The 22,013-nt window shown below is 71.0% G+C and carries 20 protein-coding genes; 7 read left to right on the forward strand and 13 right to left on the reverse strand.

Annotation, left to right across the window (positions count from 1 at the left end):
• Positions 1-10: 10 nt before the first annotated feature.
• From AB0K67_RS11090 to AB0K67_RS11100, 3 genes are read right to left on the reverse strand one after another with little or no spacing between them, the layout of a single operon-like run.
• Positions 11-1,522: a VWA domain-containing protein gene (locus AB0K67_RS11090; protein ID WP_364056486.1), complete on the reverse strand. Its 1,512-nt coding sequence runs from the start codon at positions 1,520-1,522 to the stop codon at positions 11-13.
• A gap of 8 nt (positions 1,523-1,530) precedes the next feature.
• Positions 1,531-2,922, reverse strand: coding sequence for a hypothetical protein (locus AB0K67_RS11095; RefSeq protein ID WP_364056489.1), 1,392 nt, complete (start codon positions 2,920-2,922; stop codon positions 1,531-1,533).
• A 46-nt stretch (positions 2,923-2,968) separates the two neighbouring features.
• Entirely contained in the window at positions 2,969-3,460 is a 492-nt protein-coding gene (locus tag AB0K67_RS11100) for a hypothetical protein (protein ID WP_364056492.1), read from the reverse strand.
• Between the two features lie 939 nt (positions 3,461-4,399).
• Here AB0K67_RS11100 and AB0K67_RS11105 point away from each other — a divergent pair.
• The gene (locus tag AB0K67_RS11105; RefSeq protein ID WP_364056494.1) at positions 4,400-5,041 is read left to right on the forward strand and encodes a GntR family transcriptional regulator; all 642 of its coding nucleotides are present in this window, start codon (positions 4,400-4,402) and stop codon (positions 5,039-5,041) included.
• Between the two features lie 375 nt (positions 5,042-5,416).
• Here the strand turns inward: AB0K67_RS11105 and AB0K67_RS11110 are convergent, their stop codons facing one another.
• A complete protein-coding gene (locus tag AB0K67_RS11110) occupies positions 5,417-5,929 on the reverse strand; it encodes a DUF1932 domain-containing protein (protein WP_364056497.1) in 513 nt (170 codons plus the stop codon).
• 323 nt (positions 5,930-6,252) lie between these two features.
• Here AB0K67_RS11110 and AB0K67_RS11115 point away from each other — a divergent pair, with 323 nt between their 5' ends.
• Both AB0K67_RS11115 and AB0K67_RS11120 read left to right on the forward strand, forming a co-directional pair.
• Positions 6,253-6,612, forward strand: a complete 360-nt coding sequence (locus tag AB0K67_RS11115) for a PIG-L family deacetylase (RefSeq protein ID WP_364056500.1) — start codon at positions 6,253-6,255, stop codon at positions 6,610-6,612.
• Positions 6,613-6,618: 6 nt separating this feature from the next.
• Positions 6,619-7,620, forward strand: coding sequence for a catechol 2,3-dioxygenase (locus AB0K67_RS11120; protein ID WP_364056503.1), 1,002 nt, complete (start codon positions 6,619-6,621; stop codon positions 7,618-7,620).
• Here AB0K67_RS11120 and AB0K67_RS11125 read toward each other — a convergent pair.
• The 4 genes from AB0K67_RS11125 to AB0K67_RS11140 all read right to left on the reverse strand — a co-directional run bounded on the left by AB0K67_RS11125 (position 7,607) and on the right by AB0K67_RS11140 (position 10,854).
• Positions 7,607-8,020: a cupin domain-containing protein gene (locus tag AB0K67_RS11125; RefSeq protein WP_364056506.1), complete on the reverse strand. Its 414-nt coding sequence runs from the start codon at positions 8,018-8,020 to the stop codon at positions 7,607-7,609. The genes AB0K67_RS11120 and AB0K67_RS11125 overlap by 14 nt on opposite strands.
• Positions 8,021-8,039: 19 nt before the next feature.
• Complete coding sequence (locus AB0K67_RS11130) at positions 8,040-8,855, reverse strand: phosphoenolpyruvate hydrolase family protein (protein ID WP_364056509.1); 816 nt, start codon at positions 8,853-8,855, stop codon at positions 8,040-8,042.
• A 43-nt stretch (positions 8,856-8,898) separates the two neighbouring features.
• Positions 8,899-10,134, reverse strand: a complete 1,236-nt coding sequence (locus tag AB0K67_RS11135) for a Tm-1-like ATP-binding domain-containing protein (protein WP_364056512.1) — start codon at positions 10,132-10,134, stop codon at positions 8,899-8,901.
• Positions 10,135-10,245: 111 nt separating this feature from the next.
• Positions 10,246-10,854 carry a helix-turn-helix domain-containing protein gene (locus AB0K67_RS11140; RefSeq protein ID WP_364056515.1) on the reverse strand — a complete coding sequence of 203 codons (609 nt, stop codon included), beginning with the start codon at positions 10,852-10,854 and terminating at the stop codon, positions 10,246-10,248.
• A 96-nt stretch (positions 10,855-10,950) separates the two neighbouring features.
• On the opposite strand from AB0K67_RS11140, the gene AB0K67_RS11145 reads away from it, so the two are divergent.
• The 3 genes from AB0K67_RS11145 to AB0K67_RS11155 all read left to right on the forward strand — a co-directional run bounded on the left by AB0K67_RS11145 (position 10,951) and on the right by AB0K67_RS11155 (position 14,843).
• The gene (locus AB0K67_RS11145) at positions 10,951-12,411 is read left to right on the forward strand and encodes an NCS1 family nucleobase:cation symporter-1 (RefSeq protein ID WP_364056518.1); all 1,461 of its coding nucleotides are present in this window, start codon (positions 10,951-10,953) and stop codon (positions 12,409-12,411) included.
• Positions 12,408-13,136 carry an aspartate/glutamate racemase family protein gene (locus AB0K67_RS11150; protein WP_364056521.1) on the forward strand — a complete coding sequence of 243 codons (729 nt, stop codon included), beginning with the start codon at positions 12,408-12,410 and terminating at the stop codon, positions 13,134-13,136. The genes AB0K67_RS11145 and AB0K67_RS11150 overlap by 4 nt, the downstream gene beginning before the upstream one ends.
• Before the next feature lie 138 nt (positions 13,137-13,274).
• Positions 13,275-14,843 (forward strand): glycosyl hydrolase family 18 protein, encoded by a 1,569-nt coding sequence (locus tag AB0K67_RS11155; RefSeq protein WP_364056524.1) that lies wholly within the window; start codon positions 13,275-13,277, stop codon positions 14,841-14,843.
• Between the two features lie 75 nt (positions 14,844-14,918).
• Here AB0K67_RS11155 and AB0K67_RS11160 read toward each other — a convergent pair whose 3' ends face one another.
• Entirely contained in the window at positions 14,919-15,764 is an 846-nt protein-coding gene (locus AB0K67_RS11160; RefSeq protein WP_364056527.1) for an aldo/keto reductase, read from the reverse strand.
• 146 nt (positions 15,765-15,910) lie between these two features.
• Here AB0K67_RS11160 and AB0K67_RS11165 point away from each other — a divergent pair, with 146 nt between their 5' ends.
• The gene (locus AB0K67_RS11165; RefSeq protein WP_364056529.1) at positions 15,911-17,530 is read left to right on the forward strand and encodes a M28 family metallopeptidase; all 1,620 of its coding nucleotides are present in this window, start codon (positions 15,911-15,913) and stop codon (positions 17,528-17,530) included.
• 135 nt (positions 17,531-17,665) lie between these two features.
• Here the strand turns inward: AB0K67_RS11165 and AB0K67_RS11170 are convergent, their stop codons facing one another.
• From AB0K67_RS11170 to AB0K67_RS11185, 4 genes are read right to left on the reverse strand one after another with little or no spacing between them, the layout of a single operon-like run.
• The gene (locus tag AB0K67_RS11170) at positions 17,666-19,027 is read right to left on the reverse strand and encodes a sulfatase-like hydrolase/transferase (RefSeq protein ID WP_364056532.1); all 1,362 of its coding nucleotides are present in this window, start codon (positions 19,025-19,027) and stop codon (positions 17,666-17,668) included.
• An 11-nt stretch (positions 19,028-19,038) separates the two neighbouring features.
• On the reverse strand, positions 19,039-19,863 hold the full coding sequence (locus AB0K67_RS11175) for a carbohydrate ABC transporter permease (protein ID WP_364056535.1): 825 nt from the start codon (positions 19,861-19,863) through the stop codon (positions 19,039-19,041).
• Positions 19,863-20,735, reverse strand: coding sequence for a sugar ABC transporter permease (locus tag AB0K67_RS11180; protein WP_364056538.1), 873 nt, complete (start codon positions 20,733-20,735; stop codon positions 19,863-19,865). Before AB0K67_RS11180 ends, AB0K67_RS11175 begins: the two co-directional genes overlap by 1 nt.
• Positions 20,732-22,006: a sugar ABC transporter substrate-binding protein gene (locus tag AB0K67_RS11185; protein WP_364056541.1), complete on the reverse strand. Its 1,275-nt coding sequence runs from the start codon at positions 22,004-22,006 to the stop codon at positions 20,732-20,734. Before AB0K67_RS11185 ends, AB0K67_RS11180 begins: the two co-directional genes overlap by 4 nt.
• Positions 22,007-22,013: the final 7 nt, after the last annotated feature.

A 22,013-nucleotide genomic window follows, 5' to 3' on the forward strand; every position in this document is an offset into this window, starting at 1 on the left:
TCGGGGTCTCCTAAGCGAGGAAGTTCTTGAGCTCGGACACGAGCTTGCGGATGTGGCCGGAGAGCACGGGGGTGCCCATGGCCTTGAGCTTCTGGCGGTACCACGGGTCGACGCTCGCGTGGCCGGAGCTGTTGACCGAGCCGACGGGGATGAACTTGACCCCCGAACGGTGGATCGCCTCGAAGTCGTTGATCAGTGAGCGGTTGTCGTAGAAGTCGGAGATCCACACCATCACGGTGTTGCGCGGATCGCTGATCTTCGGTCTGGCCTGCGCCATCGCGACCGTGCCGTCGGTGCCGCCGCCGAGCGTGGTGCGCAGCAGCACCTCGAACGGGTCGTGCACCCACGGGGTCAGGTCGAGCGCCCTGGTGTCGTACGCGATGAGGTGCACGTCGACCTTCGGCAGCCCGGCGAAGATGGACGCGAGGATGGTGCAGTTGACCATCGCGTCGACCATCGAGCCCGACTGGTCGACCACCACGATCATGCGGGCCGGGGTGGTGCGCCGGGCGGTCTGCTTGTAGTAGAGGCGGTCGACGTAGAGGCGCTGGTCTTCCTCGTTCCAGTTGGTGAGGTTCTTCCAGATCGTGCGCTCGACGTCGAGGTTGCGGAACACCCGCTTCGGCGGCACCGAACGGTCGATGTCGCCGACACTGGCCTTCTCGACCTGGGTGCGTAGCACCTGCGCCACCTCGTCCACGAACCTGCGGATCAGCGCCTTGGCGTTGGCCAGCGCGACGCCCGACAGGTTCGACTTGTCGTGCAGGAGCTGCTCGATGAGCGACATGCTGGGCGTGAGCTGCTTGGCCAGCGCCGGGTCGGCCAGCACCTCGCGCAGGTGCATGCGCTTGACCAGGTCGCCCTCGATGTTCGCGAGCACCTTGGCCAGCTCTTCGTCGCCGACGCGATGGCGCAGCCCGCCCGGCTCGCAGCCCATGCCGCGCTCGAACCAGGCCGCATCCGACTTCCAGCTCTCCAGCCGGGTCGCGGTGACGTTGCCCGAGCCGGTGGCGAACACGTTCAGCAGCAGCTTCGACACCAGCGCCGCGCGGCGCACCTCGTCGCCGGGGCCGTGGTCCTTGTCGGCCATGAGGTCGTGGAACTCGGCGGCCAGCTCGGGGAAGCGCTGCACGAGGTTGTCGATCGAGACGCCGGGGTCGAGCAGCGCGGGCGGCAGGCCGAGGTCGCCGACGATGCCGACGCTGGCGGTTTCGAGCGCGGGCTCCTCCTCGGGGCTGAACAGCCGCGACAGCAGCCGCCAGTAGAGCACCTGCCGCCGCGTCTGATCGGCACTCTGCCCGCCGCCCTCGGCCACCGCAGGCGAGGCCGCACCCGCGCTCTGCCCGCCTCCGCCGGCCACCGCAGGCGAGCCGCCCGGCAAGGCCGCACCCGCACTTTGCCCGCCTCCGCCGGCCACCGCAGGCGAGCCGCCCGGCGAGGCCGCGTCCTCGGCCGACGAGGTCGTGTCGCCGGCCGGCGTCGCGTTCTCGGTGAGGTCGGTGAGATCGGTGTGTCCATTCATGTGCTCGCTCATTTGCGCAGCAACCGTCCCGCTCGTTCGCGCAGCACCGCGACCACGTCACCGGACCTGGCCTCGGCCTTGACGACCTTGGGGTCGGTGGGGCCCTGCGCCCAGTCGCCGGTGTGCGCCGCAACCGGCTGCTTCTTCACCGTGGCCTGTACGCCCAGCGGCTGGAGCGTCCATCGCCCGGCGTCCCAGCGCAGCAGCCCGATGCAGGCCGTGGACGCCTTGAGCAGCGCGGGCGTGAGCGGGCCGCAGGAGGGCAGCCGGTCGAGGTCGAACGCGATCGTGTGCTCGCCCAGCTTGAGCGAGCTGCCGTCGCTCTTGTACCCCTCGACGAAGACGGGCTCCGCGATGCGTACGGGATGACGGTCGAGCGGCGTCACCGCGGCCGCCGTCGCCACCGGGAGCTGGAGCCTGGCCACCGCGAGCGGGTCGGCCTCGTCGCCCGTACGGGCCCTGTCGTCGTGCCAGATGAGGTCGCCGCCCGGCAGCAGCGGCATGCCGGTGATCTCCAGACTGCGGTGCTCGGCCAGCGCCGCGAGCAGCGTCGGGTGCCCGCCGAACAGCCGCCACACGGTCGGGCCGACGATGGTGTCGACCTTCGCGGCGGCCACGCTCGTGCGTACCAGCCGGGCCTGCCCGCCTCCCGAGGGCTCCAGGACGGCGTGCACCTGGACGCGTACGGCGGTGGCGTGCTCGTGCACGTCGACGCCCAGAATCAGCAGCCGACCCGACACCTCCTCGGCCTCGTCCCGCCACGGGCCGCGCTGCGCCAGCAGCGTCGCGCGCGTCCACAGGTCGGCCCAGCGGCGCGCGGGCACGCGGTCCATCGTGGCGACCGGCGACGAGGCGCGCAGCTCCGCGGCCAGGCCGTCGAGCAGCACCGCAAGGCCGCGCAGCGCCGGCTCGGCGAGCAGCGCCTCGATCGTCTGGTCGGCGGAGGAGACCAGGTCGTGATCGACCCCGCGCCAGCCCGTGATGGCCAGCTCGCGCAGCCACGCCCGGCATCCGGCCAGCAGATTGTCCGCGACCTCGGCGTCCGGGCCCGGCCCGGCCTGCTCGACGGCGGCGCGGGTACGCCCGAGCGCCGCGTCGAGCCGGGCGAGCAGCGTGTCGTGCACCGCGCCGAACAGCGCCGCCCGGCCGCCGGCCAGCGCCGCCAGGTGCTCGTCCGACACCGAGCCCGCGGCCACCTTCGCCACCGCCTCGGCCAGCCGCTCGCCGACGGGAGTGCCCGCCAGCGCGCCCGCCAGGGCGTTCAGCGCCTGCGCGCGCTCATCGCCGAGCCGCGCTAACCCGTACGTGAGCGCCTCGTCAAATCCCGTCACCAGGGCGAGCGCCTCGTCCACCCCCGCGGGGGCCGCGCCCATCAGCTCTCCGAGCTGTACGTCGAGCATCACCGCACCGCCCTGTCCGTCATGTCTTCCGTCGAGATGAGTGGCATCAGCGCACCGCCCCCGTCGCGGGGAACCAGTGCAGCTCCGCCAGCGGATCGGCGCTGTCGGGCACCTCGAGGTAGGCCAAGTGGCGCAGGAACCTGCTGAACACCACGGCCGCCGGAGTACGCTCGACCGGCCCGTTGACCTGGTCCATCAGCGAGCCGCCCGGCGGCACCTCGATGCGCAGGTAGCGGGCCACCCGGTCGAGCCCGTACTGGACGACCGCCTCGGCCGCCAACGCGTTGATGTGCTTGCACGCGTGGCCGTACAGGCCGCCGCAGGGGCGGTTGTTGTTGGTGCTGCAGCTCAGCGCGAGGGTGCCGGCGGCGATCGACGAGACGTAGACCCGCTCGATGTCGGACCCGCTCGACACGACGCCCTGCAACCGGCCGTCGGCCAGCTCGACGAAGGGCACCTTCGCCAGCTTGCGCGGCTGTACCGGCGGCACCACCCGCACGGCGCTACGCTGCTCCCACGCGGTTTCGTCCGCGTCCACGATGTCAGAACCCCCTAACCCCGGCCGGCTCACGAGCGCAGGCGGAAATGCCCGGATCCGTACGGCCGGCTGATCAATTGATCGTGGAACTTACCGAAGCCGACTGACAGAACTCAGCGAAACGATCAAGCCCGCAGGTGGGCCGCTTCTGCGCGCAGGCCGGAGGCTTCTGGGGGCAGGTGAGGCGCTCCCGCGCACACGCGGGCGCTTGAGTGCGACCGCGTTGTCGCCGTGGGCGTGACCGGCGCTCCCAGGCACACGCGGGCCGCTTCTCGCGGCAGGTGAGGCGCTCCTGTGCGCAGGTCCGCCACTTCTGCTGACAGGCGAGGCGTTTCCGCCCGCAGGTGGGCCGCTTCCGGCGGCGGACGAGGCGTTTCCGCGCGCACGTGGGACGCTCGGGCGCGCAGGTAGGGCGCTGCCGCGCTCAGGCAGGCCGACCTCCGGCGACACGTGGAACGCTCGGGCGCGCAGGTAGAGCGCTGCCGCGCACAAGCAGGCCGACCTCCGGCGACACGTGGAACGCTCGGGCGCGCAGGTAGAGCGCTGCCGCGCACAAGCAGGCCGACCTCCGGCGACACGTGGGAGGCTGCGCGCGCCCATAGGCCGCATTCAGCGCGGACAGGTGAGGCACCGCCGCTCGCTCTGGCCACGGACGCTTATGACGGCAGATGAGCCGCTTGTGGCGGCGTGGGCCGCGGTCGTTGTCGGGTGTGTCTCGCGGTTCGCGTTGTCGCGGGGCGCGGAGACGCGGGGCGCGGGGCGCGGAGACGCGAGGCGCAGGGACGCGGAGACGCGAGGCGCAGGGACGCGGAGACGCGAGGCGCAGGGACGCGGAGACGCGAGGCGCGGAGACGCGGGGAAGCAGAGTCCTGGGCGTTCGGAGATTGTTCATAATATTGTCGAACAAGACACCGACCCGATCAGCGCCGGGAGGATCGCGTGACCGCAGGGTCCCCGCGCGGGGAGACGCTGACCGACCGGCTCAGGGCCGCCATCCTCGGCGGCGACTTCGTGCCCAACCAGCGGCTGGTCGAAGCCGACATCTGCGAGCAGTTCAGCGCACCGCGCGCCGCCGTACGCGAGACCTTCAAAGAACTCGCCGGCGAAGGGCTCGTCGAGATCCTGCGCAACAAGGGTGCCAGGGTGCGCGCCGTGTCGAAAGCCGAGGCCATCGAGATCACCGAGGTCCGGATGGTGCTCGAAGGGCTGTCGGCGGCCAAGGCGGCTGAGCGGGTGACGCCCGAGCAGGCCGGCGAGTTGCGGCGGCTGGTGGCCGAGATGCGCACCGCCGTCGACGGCAACGACCTCGACCGCTACTCCGAGCTCAACGCCGCCCTGCACGCCAAGGTGCGCGAGATCGCCGGCCACCGCACGTCGGCGGCCATCATCGAACGGCTGGGCGCGCAGGTGGTCCGCCACAAGTTCCGCCTCGCCCGCCAGCCGGGGCGGGCCGCCGTATCGTTGCCGCAGCACGAGCTGATCGTCGCCGCCATCGTCGCCCGCGACCCGGAAGCGGCCCAGACCGCCATGCAACAGCACCTCCGCAGCGTCGCCAAAGCCCTCGAAGCCACCCTCGAGTGACCCGCTTTCCGGCAGGCTCGCCGTCGGTCCCGCTCCCCGGGGCACGAGCCCGGGTGCGGGGAACTCGCCCGTGCTAGGGCGGCAGCGGGTGTCTCGCTTCCCGGCTGAAGCCGCCGGACTTCCGTGACTCGCCCGTGCTCAGGGGCGGGCGCTACGCACTCGGCCACCGCCAGACGCGGCGGCACCACCTCCCCCTGAGCCCGGGGCAGGGCAGTAGAGCCCGGGGCAGGGCAGTGGGTCGTCGGCCGGCCCCTCCAGCTGGGACACGAGTCCCGCTGCAGAAGACACGCTCCGCCTCCCAGCGCGCAAGACACGCTCCGCCCCCCGACGCAAAAGACACGCTCCGCCTCCCGACGCGAAAGACGCGCTCCGCCATCAGCGCACCCACCCCGTCGGCCAGAGTGGGTCCCCTACGGCCCCCAGAACTGACGGGGCGACGGTGCCACGACGGCCCTTCCAGCGAGCCGCCTCGCTCGCCCACGACCACCTGGCCCGAATGGGCGGACCGCCTTTCGGCGCGGCGAGCCCGCGGGGATCCACGTGGCGCCGGGCGCGGCGGCGCGCCGGTGCGGGGGCGGGGGCGGGGACGGGTCTCACGTAGTGCGAGGGCTGGGTGGGAGGCCGCTGCGGGTCGCCGTGTCGAGGGTGGCGGCGGTGGCGCGGGTCATGGCGTTGGGGGACGGTGAGGGGGTCGAGCATGGCGGTGGCGGCCTCCATCTCGTGGACGCGGCGCACGCCGTGCTGGGCCGCGCCGCGCAGCAGCCGTACGACGAACTCCTCGTCCGCGTCCGTGACCGTCTCCACGAGATGCTTCCAGAACCAGTCGCCCAGGCCCGCAGCGTCGGCCGCCCGCTGCGACTCGGTGATCAACGCGCTGAGCCCCTTCACCAGGACGCTGCGCAGCGGCTTGCGCGGCGCCGCCTCCGGCCCTCCGTACGGCCCTAGCCGGTACGGATCCAGGCCGCCGACTCAGCATCTCGTTAACAATATTGTCTACATTAACGCTAGAGCGAGCGAAGTAGCCCGGCAACACAAGGCTGATCGCAGGAAGTGTTGACAATCGATCATCAGGCTCTTAGCGTCGGCGCGTGACCACGGCTCCGACCGCACCCAGCACCCTTGCGGGTGATCGGCGCCCACGCGGGCGGCTTCGTCTGGCGGGCGGCCGGCGCCATCGCCCTCGTCACCGGGCTGGCGGCCAGCGCGCCAAGGTGGTCCGCCCCAGCTTCGGCGAGCGCGGCGAGTCCGCGAAGGCGTGGCGGGCCGGCCACACGCTGGAGGAGATCAAGGCGATCCGCCGCGAGGAGGCGGAGAACGCCGCCGCGGCCCTGGGCGCCGAGATCGAGTTCTTCGACGCGGGCGACTATCCCCTGCTGGAGAGCCCCGAGCCGGTGGACCGGCGCGTCATGGGCAGCCCCGGCCCGCGCCACCGCACAGGCCACCTCCAGGTCGAGGTGGAGCTCGACCTGTCCACGAACCCGCCGACGGCGATACGCGCGGCGAACGTACGCACCGCGCCCAAGCTGGTCGACGGGACCGAATACCCCCGATCCCTAGCCGACGGAGCATGACCTGCCATGAACGCCCTGTTGCACGACGTCGCCCACCTCGGTCACGTCGAACTGCTCACCCCCGAGCCGGAGCGGAGCCTGTGGTTCTTCACCGACATCCTCGGCATGACGCGGGCAGGCGCGGACGGCGACTCGGTCTACCTGCGCACCTATGACGACTACGAGCACCACAGCCTCACGCTGACCGCCCACCGCACCTCCGGCATCCGGGCGACGGGCCTGCGCGCGAGCAGCCAGGAGGCGCTCGACCGCCGGGTACGTGCGATCAAGGACGCGGGGCTCGGCATCGGCTGGCGCGACGGCGAGCCGGGGCGCGGCCCGACGTACGCCTTCCGCGACCCCGACGGCCACGAGCTGCGCCTGTACTGGGAGACCGAGTGGTACGAGCCGCCCGAGGAGCTGCGGCCCGCGCTGAAGAACCAGCCGCAGGCCTACCTTTCGCACGGCATCGGCATCCGCCGCCTCGACCACGTCAACTTCCTGGCCGCCGAGGCGGCGGCGAACGGCGCGTTCATCCGCGACGCGCTCGGCGCCCGGGTGACCGAGCAGATCCGGCTGGACAGCGGCCGCATCTCGGCCCAGTGGCTGCACTTCGCGAACAAGTCGTACGACGTCGTCTACACCGACGACTGGACGGGCACGTCAGGGCGGCTGCACCACCTGGCGTTCGCCACGAACACCCGCGAGGACATCCTGCGCGCCGCCGACATCTGCCTGGAGAACGGCGTGTTCATCGAGACGGGCCCGCACAAACACGCCATCCAGCAGACCTTCTTCCTGTACGTCTACGAGCCCGGCGGCAACCGCATCGAGCTGTGCAACCCGCTCACCAGGCTCATCCTGGCCCCTGACTGGCGCACGATCACCTGGACGGAGGCCGAGCGCGCCAAGGGCCAGGCGTGGGGCCTGAAGACGATCGAGTCGTTCCACACGCACGGCACGCCGCCGGTCGAGACGCAGGACAAGACGCAGGACGAGACGCAGGACGAGGGCGTCAGCCCAGCTTGACGGCCCAGCTCGGGTGCTCGCCCGGCGGCAGCTCGACGAAGCCGGGCAGCTCCCGCAGCGCCTCCTCGGCGCCGCCCGGCGTGTACGTCGCGATGATCCGCAGGGGCCGCCACCCGGTGTTGAACGTCGAGTGCGGCGTCCCCATGGGGATGTAGACGGCGTCGCCCGCCTTCACCTCGAACTCGGGCTCGTCGCCGACCATCTGCCGCCCCTCCCCCTCGATGATGTAGAGCACCTCGTCGGAGGCCGGGTGCTGGTGGCGCTCGTGGCCCCGGTCGGGGTTGATCACGACCTCGCCGAACGTGGACGACGCGCCCGGCACGGTGGCCGGGGTGACGTGCCACTTGATCGAGCCCCAGTCGAAGATCATGGTCGGTACGTCTTCGGGCCTGCGGTGCACGGACGGTCTCCCTCGATCGTCAGAGGGCCTTGAAGGCCCGGAGCTGGTCGGCGATGGCGCGCTCGGCGGGCAGGCGCTCCATCGAGGAGGCGCCGAAGAAGCCCGCGATGCCCTTGGTGCGCTCCTGGATGAAGCGGACGTCGTCCGGTTCGGCGATGGGCCCGCCGTGGCACAGGACGATGATGTCGGGGTTGACGGCCACGGCGGCGTCGTGCATCTCCTGCACGCGTACGGCCGACTCCTCCAGGGTGAGCGCGGTCTTGGCGCCGATGCTGCCCTTGGTGGTCAGCCCCATGTGCGGTACGAGGATGTCGGCGCCGGCCTGCGCCATGGCGGTGGCCTGCTCGGGCGTGAAGACGTAGGGGGCGGTGAGCATGCCGCGCTCGGCGGCCAGCCGGATCATCTCGATCTCCAGGTCGAACCCCATGCCGGTCTCCTCCAGGTTCGTACGGAAGACACCGTCGATGAGGCCGACCGTGGGGAAGTTCTGGACGCCGGTGAAGCCCATGGCCGCGAGCTGGTCGAGGAACTGCGGCATGAGCCGGAACGGGTCGGTGCCGCACACCCCGGCGAGCACGGGGGTGTCCTTGACGACCGGCAGCACCTCGCCGGCCATCTCGACCACGATCGCGTTGGCGTCCCCGTACGGCAGCAGCCCGGCCAGCGAGCCGCGCCCGGCCATCCGGAACCGGCCCGAGTTGTAGATGATGATGAGATCGACGCCGCCGGCCTCGGCGGCCTTGGCCGACAGGCCGGTGCCCGCGCCGGCTCCGATGATCAGCCGGCCCGCGTTCCGCTCGGCGCGCAGCCTGCCGAGCGCCTCCTCACGGTTCATGCCGTCCTCCCTTCCTGCGCCCGGCGGGTACCCCCGGCGCGTCTCATGCCGTCCCCTTCTGGATGAGCTCGTGCAGCCGCTCGGCGGCGGCGACCGCGAATGCGGGCTTGTTGATGTCGTCGGCGCTCTCCACCACCTGCACGTCGCCGCCCGCCACGGCCGCGAGCACGGCGTCGAAGCAGGCGGCGTCGGCGGCCGGGTCGTGGAACGGCCCGCCGGGCACGTCCACGGCGGAGACGCCGCCGCGCGGCACGAACAGCGCGGTGGGCCCGCTGGCGGCGGCCAGCTTCGCGCCGATGCGCCGGCCCAGCTCGGCGTTCTCCTCGGGCGTCGTCCGCATCAACGTGACGGTCGGGTTGTGCACGAGGAGGTTGCGGTCGCGGAACCGGTCGGGGACGGTCTCCATCGGCCCGAAGTTGACCATGTCGAGCGCGCCCAGGCTCACGACCTGGGGAACCCCGGCGGCCCCCGCCGCGGTGAGCCGGTCCGGCCCCGCCGACAGCACGCCGCCCACGAGGTCGTCGGCCAGCTCGGTGGTGGTGAGGTCGAGCACCCCGGCGAAGTAGCCGCTCGCGATGAGCGCCTCCATGGCCCGGCCGCCCGAGCCGGTGGCGTGGAAGACGATCACCTCGTAGCCCAGCTCCTCAAGGCGCGTGCGGGCGGCGTCCACGGCGTGCGTGGTGACGCCGAACATCGTGGCCGCCACCAGCGGCCGATCGTCGCCGGTCGGTCCGGTACGGCTGCGGGCGTCGTACGCGGCGGCCATCCCCGCGATCGCCGCGGCGGCGTTGCCGAGGATCTGCCGGGAGATCGAGTTGACCCCGGCCACGTCGACGACGCTGTACATGAGCGTCACGTCGCTCTGCCCCACGTACGCCGACACGTCGCCGGACGCCATGGTCGAGACGAGCAGCTTGGGCAGGCCGACGGGCAGCGCCGCCATGGCGGCGGCCGCGATCGAGGAGCCGCCGCTGCCGCCCAGCGCCAGCACGCCGCTCAGCCGGCCCTGCTCGTGCAGGTCGCGGGCGATGCGCGCGGCACCGGCGGCCATGGCGCGCAGCGCCGCGCCCCGATCGCCCGCACTGCGCAGCCGTTCCAGGCTCTCCCCGCCCGCCTCGGCCACCTCCTCGGCCGCAACGTCGGGCACCAGCGCTCTGGCGCCGGCCATGACGCCCGTGTCGACGAGGACGACCTCCTGTCCCGCCGCCGTGATCAGGTCACGGACGTAGGCGTACTCGGCGCCCTTGGTGTCGAGCGTGCCCAGCAGTAGTACCGCCATGCCGGTCTCCTTCAGGGACGACGCGTTCGCTGCCATCCGACAGCCTGCCCAGCCGCACAGGGGATCACGCCTGCGACATCGCGCCCGTGAAGGAGCCGGTGGAGGAGCAGGTCAGCGGCCGTGCACGATCAGCCAGGTGGCGACGGCGGTGACGGTGTCCGAGCGGTTGCCGATGATGTGGGGGCGGCTGCACGGGAACGTGATCGAGTCGCCCTCGGCCAGCGTGACGGTCTCCGACTCGAACTCGATCGTCAGCTCCCCCGCCGTCACCGTGCCGACCTCGTAGCCCTCGTGGTGCAGGAAGCGGCCGTGCGCGGTGGAGACCGCGTGCGGCGGATAGGTGGACTCGAAGAACTCGACGTCTGGGGTCGGGCGGGGTGAGAGCCTGCGGAACGTCACTCCCCCGCCGAGCCTGATGGGCGCCGTCTCGCCCGCCCGCGCCACCAGAACCTCGCTCCCAGCGCTACTGCCGGGCGGTCCCGGCTCGTACCCGTCGAAGACCGCCGCGAGCGGCGCTCCGATGGCCGACACGTACGCGATGAGCCTGCTCACCGACGGCCGCATCGTGCCGCGCTCGATCTGGGACACCGCGCTGGGCGAGATGCCGAGCTCCCTGGCCACCGCCCGCAGCGACTTGCCGGACTCCGTGCGCAGCTCCCGCAGCCGCTTGCCGAGCCGCTCGCCGCTGATCGCCTCCAGGCCCTCCATGGCCTCCGTCACACGTCTTTAACACTTGCGCAATCGGGCCGAACGCCCTCAAGTGTTAAGTGATGGCTTAACACCGTCCGGCGACCCTACCCCCCAAGGATGCCGCACATGACACAGCCCACCGTCGCCCAAGCCCCGCCCCACGACCCACGGCTCACCAACGCGGACCTCGCTCCGCTGCGCGAACAGACCTGGTCGTCGTACAACATCTTCGCCTTCTGGATGTCCGACGTGCACAGCGTCGGCGGCTACGTCACCGCGGGCAGCCTGTTCGCGCTGGGCCTGGCGAGCTGGCAGGTGCTCTTCGCGCTGCTCGCCGGCATCGTCATCGTCAACGTCTTCTGCAACCTGGTGGCCAGGCCCAGCCAGGTCACCGGGGTGCCGTATCCGGTGATCAACCGGGTGGTGTTCGGCGTGCTCGGCGCGAACATCCCGGCCATCGTGCGCGGCTCGATCGCCATCGCCTGGTACGGCGTGCAGACCTACCTCGCCTCGCAGTCGCTCATCATCATCTTCCTGAAGTTCTGGCCGGCCACGGCCGCGCTCAACGAGCCGACGTTCCTCGGCCTGTCCGCGCTCGGCTACATCTGCTACGCGATCCTGTGGGTGGCGCAGGCGGCGGTGTTCTGGCGCGGCATGGACGCGATCCGCCGCTTCGTGGACTGGGCCGGGCCCGCCGTGTACGTGGTCATGCTGGTGCTGGCCGTCTACCTGGTGAGCCGGGCCGGATGGGAGAACATCAGCCTCGACCTGTCGCAGGGCGAGAGCCTGGGCTTCGCCGAGTCGATCCCGGTGATGCTGAGCGCGATCGCGCTGGTCGTGTCGTACTTCTCGGGGCCGATGCTGAACTTCGGCGACTTCTCCCGCTACGGCCGCTCGTTCGAGGCGGTCAAGCGCGGCAACCTCCTCGGCCTGCCGGTCAACTTCCTGTTCTTCTCCCTGCTGACGGTCATCACGGCCTCGGCCACGGTGCCGGTGTTCGGCGAGCTGATCACCGACCCGATCCACACCGTGCAGCGCATCGACACGCCGTTCGCGATCCTGCTGGGCGGCCTGACGTTCGTGATCGCGACCGTGGGCATCAACATCGTGGCGAACTTCATCTCGCCGGCGTTCGACTTCTCCAACGTCAGCCCGCAGCGCATCAGCTGGCGCACCGGCGGGATGATCGCGGCGGTCGGCTCGGTGCTGCTCACCCCGTGGAACTGGTACGGCAACCCCGATGCCATCCACTACACGCTGGGCCTGCTGGGCGCGCTGATCGGGCCGCTGTTCGGCATCCTGATCGCGGGCTACTACGTGTGCGCGCGGCAGCGGGTCTCGGTGGACGAGATGTTCACGCTGGACCCGGGCGGGCGCTACTGGTTCAGCAAGGGCTACAACCCCAACGCGGTGTGGGCCACGGCGGCGGCCGGGGTGCCGGCCATCGCCGCGGTGCTGGTGCCGAAGTGGGTCACGGCGGTCGAGCTGGCCTGGCTGGCCGACTTCAGCTGGTTCATCGGCTGCGGGCTCGGGTTCGCGGCGATGGTGCTGCTGGAGCGGCGCGTACCGAGGATCATTCCGGCATGACCCGTATCCGTGTGATCAACCCGAACACCGCCCTGGCCATGACCGAGTCCATCGGCCGGTGCGCCAGGGCGGTGGCGTCGCCGTCCACCGAGGTGACGGCGGTGAGCCCGGCCATGGGGCCGGAGTCGATCGAGAGCCACTACGACGAGGCGCTGGCGGTGCCGGGGGTGCTGGCGGAGATCGCGGCGGGCGAGCGCGAGGGCGTGGACGCGTACGTGATCGCCTGCTTCGGCGACCCCGGCCTGGACGCGGCGCGCGAGCTTGCGACGGGCCCGGTGCTGGGCATCGCCGAGGCCGCGATGCACGCCGCCACGATGGTCGGCAGGACGTTCAGCGTGGTGACCACGCTGGCCAGGACCACCGGCAGGGCGTGGGACCTCGCGCACCGGTACGGCTTCGCCGCCGCCTGCCGGGGCGTGCACGCCTGCGAGATCCCCGTGCTCGACCTGGAGAAGCCGCCGGCCCGCGCGGCGGTGACCGAGCTGTGCGCGGAGGTGGCCGAGCGGGACGGCAGCGACGCGATCGTGCTGGGCTGCGCGGGCATGGCGGACTTCTGCGCCGAGGTGTCGCGGGCGACGGGCGTGCCGGTGATCGACGGGGTGGCGGTGGCGACGCGGTTCGCCGAGTCGCTGGTGGCGCTGGGGCTGCGGACGAGCACGCGCGGCGAGTACGCCCCGCCACGCCCCAAGCGCTATTCGGGCCTGCTGCGCGACTTCACGATCTGACACGTTCCTGACACAGAGGTCTTGACTGCCTGCACAGGTCGGGGTTACTGTCGGCACACAACTAACAGGAAAGTTTCCTAATAGTTGATCCCAGACATCCCATCCCCCGTACACCCCTCGACCGGATGTCGGAGCATCATGAAGAACCCCACCTTGAGCAAGGCCCTCGCCGGGCTGGCCGCTCTGGCGCTGCCGCTCACCGCGGTCGTCGCCGGGTCCGGCCCGGCCCTCGCCTCCACCACCTCCCCCTCCTCCGCGCTGTCCGCCCCGCTCTCGGCCCCGCTCGCCGCCGCGCAGGCGGCCGAGTGGGCGGCCGGGACCTCGTACACGGCCGGCACGCGCGTCACGTACAACGGCGTCGAGTACGAATGCATCCAGAGCCACACCGCGCTGCCCGGCTGGGAGCCGCCGAACGTCCCCGCCCTGTGGAAGCAGGTCTCAGGCGACGACGGCGGAGACCCCGGTGACGGCGGCGACCCCGGTGACGGCGACGGAGACAACGGCGACCCTGGCGACGGCGGCGGCCCCGGTGACGGGGGCGACGGCGGAGACGACGGCGGCCCCGGTGACGGCGACGGCGGCGACGACGGGGACAAGAAGGTCCTCGGCTACTTCGTGAACTGGGGCGTCTACCAGCGCAACTACCACGTCAAGAACATCGACACGAGCGGCTCGGCGGCCAAGCTGACGCACATCAACTACGCGTTCGGCAACGTGACGAACGGCCAGTGCGCGATCGGCGACAGCTACGCCGACTACGACCGCTTCTACCAGGCGAACGAGAGCGTGGACGGCGTCGCCGACACCTGGGACCAGGGCGCGCTGCGCGGCAGCTTCAACCAGCTCCGCAAGCTGAAGCAGAAGTACCCGCACATCAAGGTGCTGTACTCCTTCGGCGGCTGGAGCTGGTCCGACGGCTTCGGCCAGGCCGCGCAGAACCCGGCCGCGTTCGCCGAGTCCTGCTACCGCCTGGTGGAGGACCCGCGCTGGGCCGACGTCTTCGACGGCATCGACATCGACTGGGAGTACCCGAACGCCTGCGGTGAGACCTGCGACTCCAGCGGCCCCGCCGCGTTCAGGAACCTCATGCAGGCGCTGCGCGCCCGCTTCGGCCCCGACCACCTGGTCACCGCGGCGATCACCGCCGACGGCACGGACGGCGGCAAGATCGACGCGGCCGACTACGCCGGCGCCGCGCAGTACGTCGACTGGTACAACGTCATGACCTACGACTACTTCGGTGCCTTCGCGCCGCAGGGCCCGACGGCCCCGCACTCGCCGCTCACCTCCTACCCCGGCATCCCGACACAGGGCTTCTACTCGGATGCGGCCATCCAGAAGCTGAAGAGCAAGGGCGTGCCGGCGAGCAAGCTGCTGCTCGGCATCGGCTTCTACGGCCGCGGCTGGGCCGGGGTCACGCAGGCGGCGCCCGGCGGCACCGCGACCGGTCCGGCGCCCGGCACGTACGAGCAGGGCATCGAGGACTACAAGGTGCTCAAAACGCGCTGCCCGGCCACCGGCACGGTCGGAGGCACGGCGTACGCGTACTGCGGGAACCAGTGGTGGAGCTACGACACGCCGGCCACGATCGGCGGCAAGATGAGCTACTCGAAGGACCAGGGCCTCGGCGGCGCGTTCTTCTGGGAGCTCAGCGGCGACACGACGAACGCCGAGCTGCTCACGGCCATGAAGAACGGCCTGAGCTGATCCCCATCACGGTGGGCCGGCCCTCCCCGCGCGGCGGAGGGCCGGCCTTTCCGCGTCTACATCACCGTCCCCGGCTCAGCTGAGCTCGGCGAACTGCTCGGCGGTGAGCGTCACGGTGGAGGCGCCCAGGTTCTCCTCCAGGTGGGCGATCGACGACGTGCCGGGGATCGGCGCGACCACCGGCGAGCGGGCCAGCAGCCAGGCCAGGCTGACCTGCGCGGGCGTCGCGCCGAGCAGCTTGGCGACGTTGTCGACGGGACCGCCGGGCGCGGCCAGCGTGCCCTTGGCGATGGGGCTGTAGGGGATGAACACGATGCCCTGCTCGGTGCAGTGGTCGAGCACGCCCTCGGAGAAGCGGTTGGTCAGGTTGTAGCGGTTCTGTACGGAGACGATGTCGGCGATCCGCCGCGCCTGCTCCAGCTCGTCGACGGTCACCTCCGACAGGCCGATGGCGGCGATCTTGCCCTCGTCCTGCAGCGCCTTCAGCTCGCCGATCTGGTCCTCAAGCGGCACCTTCGGGTCGATGCGGTGCAGCTGCAGCAGGTCGAGCCGCTCCTGGCCGAGCCTGCGCAGGCTCATCTCGACCTCCTGCCGCAGGTACTCGGGACGGCCCACGGCGTGCCACTGGCCGGGCCCGGTGCGCACGAAACCGGCCTTGGTGGCGATCAGCAGATCCTCGGGGTACGGGTGCAGCGCCTCACGGATGATCTCCTCGCTGACGTACGGGCCGTAGGAGTCGGCCGTGTCGATGAGGTTCACCCCCAGCTCCACAACGCGCCGCAAAAGCTTGACGGCCGCGTCCCGATCGGCGGGCGGCCCCCAGACGCCCGGGCCGGTCAGGCTCATGGCGCCGAAGCCGAGACGGTGCACGGTCTTGCCGCCGATGGTGACGGTGCCGGTGGACGGGAGGGAGATGGACATGACAGTTCCTCGTTTCCGAGAGTGACGTTCCAAGTCCGTGATGCAACGGATACGCGGACAAATCTTCCCTATCACCCGCCCGATGAATACGTTTCGGGGCACGTGCGAATAATGACCCGGTTCACCCTCCACGTTCGAGGAGCACCATGGCTTCCCGCTTACGTAACGGCATGCTCGGCGCCATCACCGCCGTGGCCGTGGCCCTGTCACCCCTCGCCTTCACCGGAACCGCCGCCGCGCACGGCGGCCAGCACGGCGGGCACGGTGGTCACGGCGGTCACGGCAAGCCCGGCGGACCGGGCGGGCACGGGCCGAAGGACCCCGTCACGAAGGAGGTCGCCAAGCTCGTCAAGGCCGTGTCCGGCAAGAACGTCAAGAAGCACCTCAGGGAGTTCCAGGCCATCGCCGACGCCAACGACGGCACCCGCGTCTCCGGCACCCGCGGGTTCGACGCCTCCCGCGACTACGTGGCCGGCAAGCTGCGCAGGGCCGGCTACAAGGTGACGATCCAGCCCTTCGAGTTCGTCTTCGACGGCTACATCACCCCGCCCGTGCTGCAGCGGACCAGCGGGACGCCGAAGACGTACACGTACGGGTTCTTCAGCGACTACGTGGCGATGGGCGACTCGCCCGCCGGGTCGGTCAGCGGCACCGTGCAGGCCGTGGACCTGACGCTGCCGCCGGGACCGGAGAACAGCTCGACCTCCGGCTGCGAGCCTGAGGACTTCGCCGGCTTCACCCCCGGGAACATCGCGCTCATGCAGCGCGGCACCTGCGACTTCCGCGTGAAGGCGGACAACGCGGCGGCCGCGGGCGCCATCGGGGCCATCGTCTTCAACGAGGGCCAGGAGGGACGCACCGAGGTGGACCTCAACCCGGTGCTCGGCGGGCCCGGCGTGACGATTCCGACGTTCTTCACCCGCTTCTCCGTCGGCGAGGAGCTGGCCGCGGCCGGCACCGCGGTCACCATGAACTGGGACCCGATCGTGGAGACCAGGACCACCTACAACGTGATCGCACAGAGCAAGAAGGGCGACCCGAACAAGGTCGTCATGCTCGGCGCCCACCTCGACGGCGTGCAGGAGGGGCCCGGCATCAACGACAACGGGTCCGGCAGCGCGGGCGTCCTCGAGGTGGCCCTGCAGGCGGCCAAGCTCAAGCCCAGGAACCAGCTCCGCTTCGCCTTCTGGGGCGCAGAGGAGTTCGGCCTGCTCGGCTCCGAGCACTACGTGGCCTCGCTGAGCGAGGAGGAGCGAGCCAAGATCAAGCTGTACCTGAACTTCGACATGATCGGCTCGCCCAACTACACGTTCGGCATCTACGACGGTGACGGCGACGCGTTCGGCACCGCCGGTCCTCCCGGCTCCGACAAGATCGAAGAGGACTTCGAGAAGTTCTTCACCGGGCGGCGGCTGCCCTTCACCGCCTCCGCGTTCACCGGACGCTCGGACTACGGGCCGTTCATCGAGGCCGGGATCCCGGCGGGCGGCCTGTTCACCGGGGCCGAGGAGCGCAAGACCGAGGAGGAGGCGGCGATCTTCGGCGGCACGGCGGGCCTCCCGCTCGACCCGTGCTACCACAGCGCCTGCGACACGATCACGAACATCAACGACTTCGCTCTTGACGTGAACTCCGACGCCATCGCGACGCTGACCGGCACGTACGCGTTCGACATCGGCGACATCGGCGCCACGCGGCCCGCCCCGGCGAGCGCGGCGCGCAGCGCCGGGAAGCACACGCACCAGCCCGCCGGCTCGGCGAGCTGATCCCCGCGTGCGCCTCTCCACCCTGCAAGAGGAGGGGGGTGGAGAGGCGCACGCATGCCGGGGCCGTGCCGGCTCGCCCGGGCGCAGGGGCCGCGCCTTCAGACACGCCCAGCGCCGGCTCAGGCCACGCCGGGCTCAGGGGCGGGGCTGGTGGCCGAAGCGGACCGGTTTCACGCCGTGCGTCCGGGCCGCCGGGTCGGGCATCGCCTGGTTGCGGCTCGGGACGGGCTCGGCGGGCTCGATGACCGGCTCGGCCTCGCCCGCCGCGACGATCCGGCGTACCAGCCGCTCCCGCAGCTCCGCCGCGACCTGCGCGTGCGAGGCGTGCCCGGCCAGGTTGACCAGCTCGTACGGGTCGTTGACCACGTCGTACAGCGCCTGCTCGCGATAGCGGGCGGCGGCCGGGTCGTCCCAGGGGTCGGCGTCCTCGGCGACGGCGTAGTACTTCCACCGGGACGTACGGATGCCGCGCCCCACCTCCGACTCGCTCACCTGGAAGAACACCTCTTCCGGCCAGTCGGCGCCGGGATCGCGCAGCAGCGGCAGGAACGAGCGCCCCTGCATCTCCTCGGGCACCGGCAGCCCGGCCGCGTCCAGGAGCGTCGGCGGCAGGTCGATGGTGCTGACCGGCCGGGAGATCGCACCACCGCCGTCGAAGCCGGGCCCGCGCAGCGCCAGCGGCACCCGCAGCGAGGCGTCGTGGCAGGAGCGCTTGTACTCGGCGTTGCGGGTCTTGAAGTGGTTTCCGTGGTCGGAGGTGTAGGCGACGATCGTGTCGTCGAGCAGGTCCATGCTGCGCAGCGCGTCGAGCAGCCGGCCGAGCCCTTCGTCGAGGCGTTTGACCTGGCCGAGGTAGCCGCCCATGTGCCGGTGCGCGGTGCCGCCGAGCGTGGCGAGGTCGGGCGGCATCCAGGTGCCCTGGTAGCGCTCCTCGTAGCCGTCGGGCGCGGGATAGTTGTCCAGCTCGTTCTGGTGGTGCGGCTCCAGGAACGACAGGAACAGGAAGAACGGCTCGTCCGCGTGGTCGGCAACGAACCGCACGGCGGCGTCCACCAGCGCGTCGGAGCGGTAGCCGGGCAGCATGACGGGCTCGTTCGCCTCGTCGAAGACGATCGTGCGGTAGGCGTCGGAGGTGTGCTCCAGCGCGTTGGCGGCCAGCCAGCTCTGGTAGCCGCCGCGCTGGTGCTCGGGCACCGGCTCTTGCCCGGCCAGGTGCCACTTGCCGATGTAGCCGGTGGCGTAGCCGGCCGCGCCGAAGTGGTGGGCGAGCGTGCGCTCTTCCGGCGGCAGGACGCGGCCGTTGCGGTGCACGCCGGTCGTGGTCGGGTAGCGGCCGGTCTGGAGCGCCGCGCGGGCCGGCGCGCACACGGGCTGCGGTGTGAGCGCGACCGTGGCCTGCGTGCCGTGCCTGGCCATGCGGTCGAGGTTGGGGGTGAGCGGGCCGACGGTGTCCCACCGCTGCTGGTCGGTGAAGACGACGATCACGTTGGGGCGCAAAAGGGAGACTCCTATCGAAGGCCGGTGAGGGCGATGCCCCGCACGAAGTATCTCTGGGTGAAGACGAACAACAGCGCCGTGGGCACGAACAGGATCACCGAGCCGGCCGCCGTGAGGTGCCACAGCGTGAAGTACTCCTGGTTGAACAGGGTGAGGCCGACCGGGATCGTCCGCATCTCGGGCGTGCTGGTGGCGACCAGCGGCCAGAGGAACTCGTTCCACTGGAAGACGAAGGTGAACAGCGCGAGCACGGCGAGCGCGGGCCGGGTCTGCGGCAGGATGACGCTGCGGTAGATGCGCAGCTCGGAGGCTCCGTCGATGCGGGCCGCGCTGATCAGGTCGTCGGGGATCGGCTGGATGAACTGCCGCATGAGGAAGATCCCGAACGCGTCCATGAGGAACGGCGTGATGAGCCCCTGGTAGGTGTTCAGCCATCCCAGGTTGGCCATCATCACGTACAGCGGGATCATCCGTACGAAGAACGGCACCATGAGCGTGGCGAGCAGCGCCACGAACAGCGTGTTGCGCAGCGGGAAGCGGAACTTCGCGAACACGTAGCCGACGAGCGGGTCGAAGATCAGGTGCGACAGCGTGATCGCGCCCGCCACGACGAGGCTGTTGACGATGAAGTCGCCGAACGGCGCGCGGGCGAACAGCTCGGCGTAGTTGCCCCACTGCGGGCTCTCCGGCCACAGCACGGCGCTCGCCGCCAGCGTCTCGGCCTCGGTCTGCAGCGACAGCGAGACCATGTAGAGCAGCGGCAGCACCGTCACCAGGCTCGCCAGCGTGAGCAGCGTGTAGAGCAGCACCTTGCGGCGCACCGTCATCCGTTCCATCAGTACGTCACCTCGCCCCGCCGCCCGGCCCGAAGCTGGATCACGGTGAACGCCACGATCACGAGGAGCAGCAGCACCGACTGCGCCGAGGAGTAGCCGAAGTCCCTGGTGCGGAAGGCCACGTTGAAGATGTGGAAGACGGTCAGGTCGGTGGCGTCGCCGGGCCCGCCGCCGGTGATGATGTACGCCTGCCCGAACGCCTGCAGCCCCGAGATGACCGCCATGACCGACACGAACAGCGTGGTCGGCCCGAGCAGCGGCAGCGTGATCCGCCAGAAGCGGCGCCAGGCGTCCGCCCCGTCGATCTTGGCGGCCTCGTGGTAGGTCTCGGGGATGCCCTGCAGACCGGCGAGGAACAGCACCATCGTGTAGCCGACGCTCTGCCAGAGCGTGACGGCGGCGATGGTGAGCAGCGGCGCGGTGTTGAGCCACTGCTGGGTGGGCAGGCCGAGCGCGAGCAGCACCCGGTTGAGCACGCCCAGCTCGGGGTCGAGGATGTTGCGCCACAGCAGCCCGACGATCGCCACCGAGGTGAGGTACGGCACCAGCAGCAGCACGCGGAAGGCCACCCGCCCCTTGAGCGGCTGGTCGATGGCCAGCGCCAGCGCCAGCCCGAGCACGATGGAGCCGATCACGACCAGCACCGCGAAGACCGCCGTGACGAGGAACGAGTGCCGCACCGACGGGTCGGACAGCGCCTGGGCGTAGTTGCTCAGGCCGGTCCACTGGTCGGCCATCGGCCCGGTGCGGAAGCCGGTGGCGATCACGTTGCCGATCGGCAGGTAGAACAGCGCCGCGAAGAACAGGATGGCCGGCAGCAGGAAGAGGTAGGCGGTCCGCGCGTACCGGCCGGAGAGCGTGCGCGGCCTCACTTGAGGTAGCCCTCCGCCGTCTTCGCGAACTCGGTCAGCACCTCGGCGGCCGGGCGGTTCTGGATGATCACCTGCTGGTACATCACCTTGAGCTGCTCTTCCCACTTGCCGAACCGCCCGGTCAGCCGCACCTCCTGCGAGGAGTCCTTCGCCTGCGGCAGCGCGTCGGCGAACACCTTGATGACCGGGTCGGTCTGCACCTCGGGCAGCTCGGCCCAGGACTTGCGGGGCATGAGCATGCCGGTCTCCTGGGTGGCGGCCTGCTCGACCTCGAGGGCGGTGACGCGCTTGATGAAGTCCCACGACAGCTCGGGCCTGCTCGCCTTGGCCGGCACGAACAGGCTGACCCCGGCCGCCTGGGTGGCCTGCACCTTGTGCTTGAGCGGCGGCGCGACGCCGAGGTCGATGTCGGGGCTGGTCTTCCTGATCGGGTCGAGGTCCCAGGGCCCGGTGAGGATCATCGCGGCGCGCCCCGCGGAGAACAGCTTCTGCGGGCCCGAGTAGTCGGTGCCCGTGACCGGCACGGGGGCGACCTTGTGCTTGTGGATGAGGTCGGCCTGGAACTGCAGGGCCTCGATCGCGTCCTCCAGCGGCGTCATGGCCTTGCCGGTCCCGGCGTCGTACGGGGTGACGCCCGCCTGCATCATCCACGGCCACATGTAGGAGTAGTCCTGGTTGAGCGCGACGCCGTACACGCCGTCCTTGGTCAGCTTCTTCGCCGCTTCGAGGAACTCCTCCCAGGTGGTGGGCACCTCGACGCCCGCGTCCCTGAGCATCGCCTTGTTGTAGAGCAGGGTGTTGCAGGTCAGGTGGAGCTGCACGCCGTACACCTTGCCCTGGTAGGAGTTGCGCTCGACGGTCACCGGCTGCCAGTCGGAGGGGAAGCCCATGGCCTGGCCGTCGCGGTCGACGAAGTCCTGCAGCGAGCGGGCGTTTCCGGAGACGGCGAACTCCTGTACCCACCCGCCGGGCTCCTCCACCAGGTCGGGCACGGTGCCGGAGGCGAAGTCGGCGAGCAGCCTGGTGCGCAGGTCGGGCCACTGGTACTTCTGCAGGTTGACGGTGACCTTGTGTGCCTGCTCGAACTCGGCGATCACCTTGCGGTAGGCCTGGTAGTCGTGGCCGGCGTTCCAGTAGACGGTGAAGGTGCCGGGGTCGGCGCTCTGGGTGGCCGGCGCTCCCGCGCACGACGACAGGGCCGGCACGCCGGCGGCGGCGGTGGCCGCGCCGAGGAGCCGGAGCAGATCACGGCGTGAGGGGTGAGCGGGCATCGTGGGG

It is taken from the genome of Nonomuraea sp. NPDC052634, from assembly GCF_040678535.1.
Lineage (GTDB): Bacteria > Actinomycetota > Actinomycetes > Streptosporangiales > Streptosporangiaceae > Nonomuraea > Nonomuraea fastidiosa.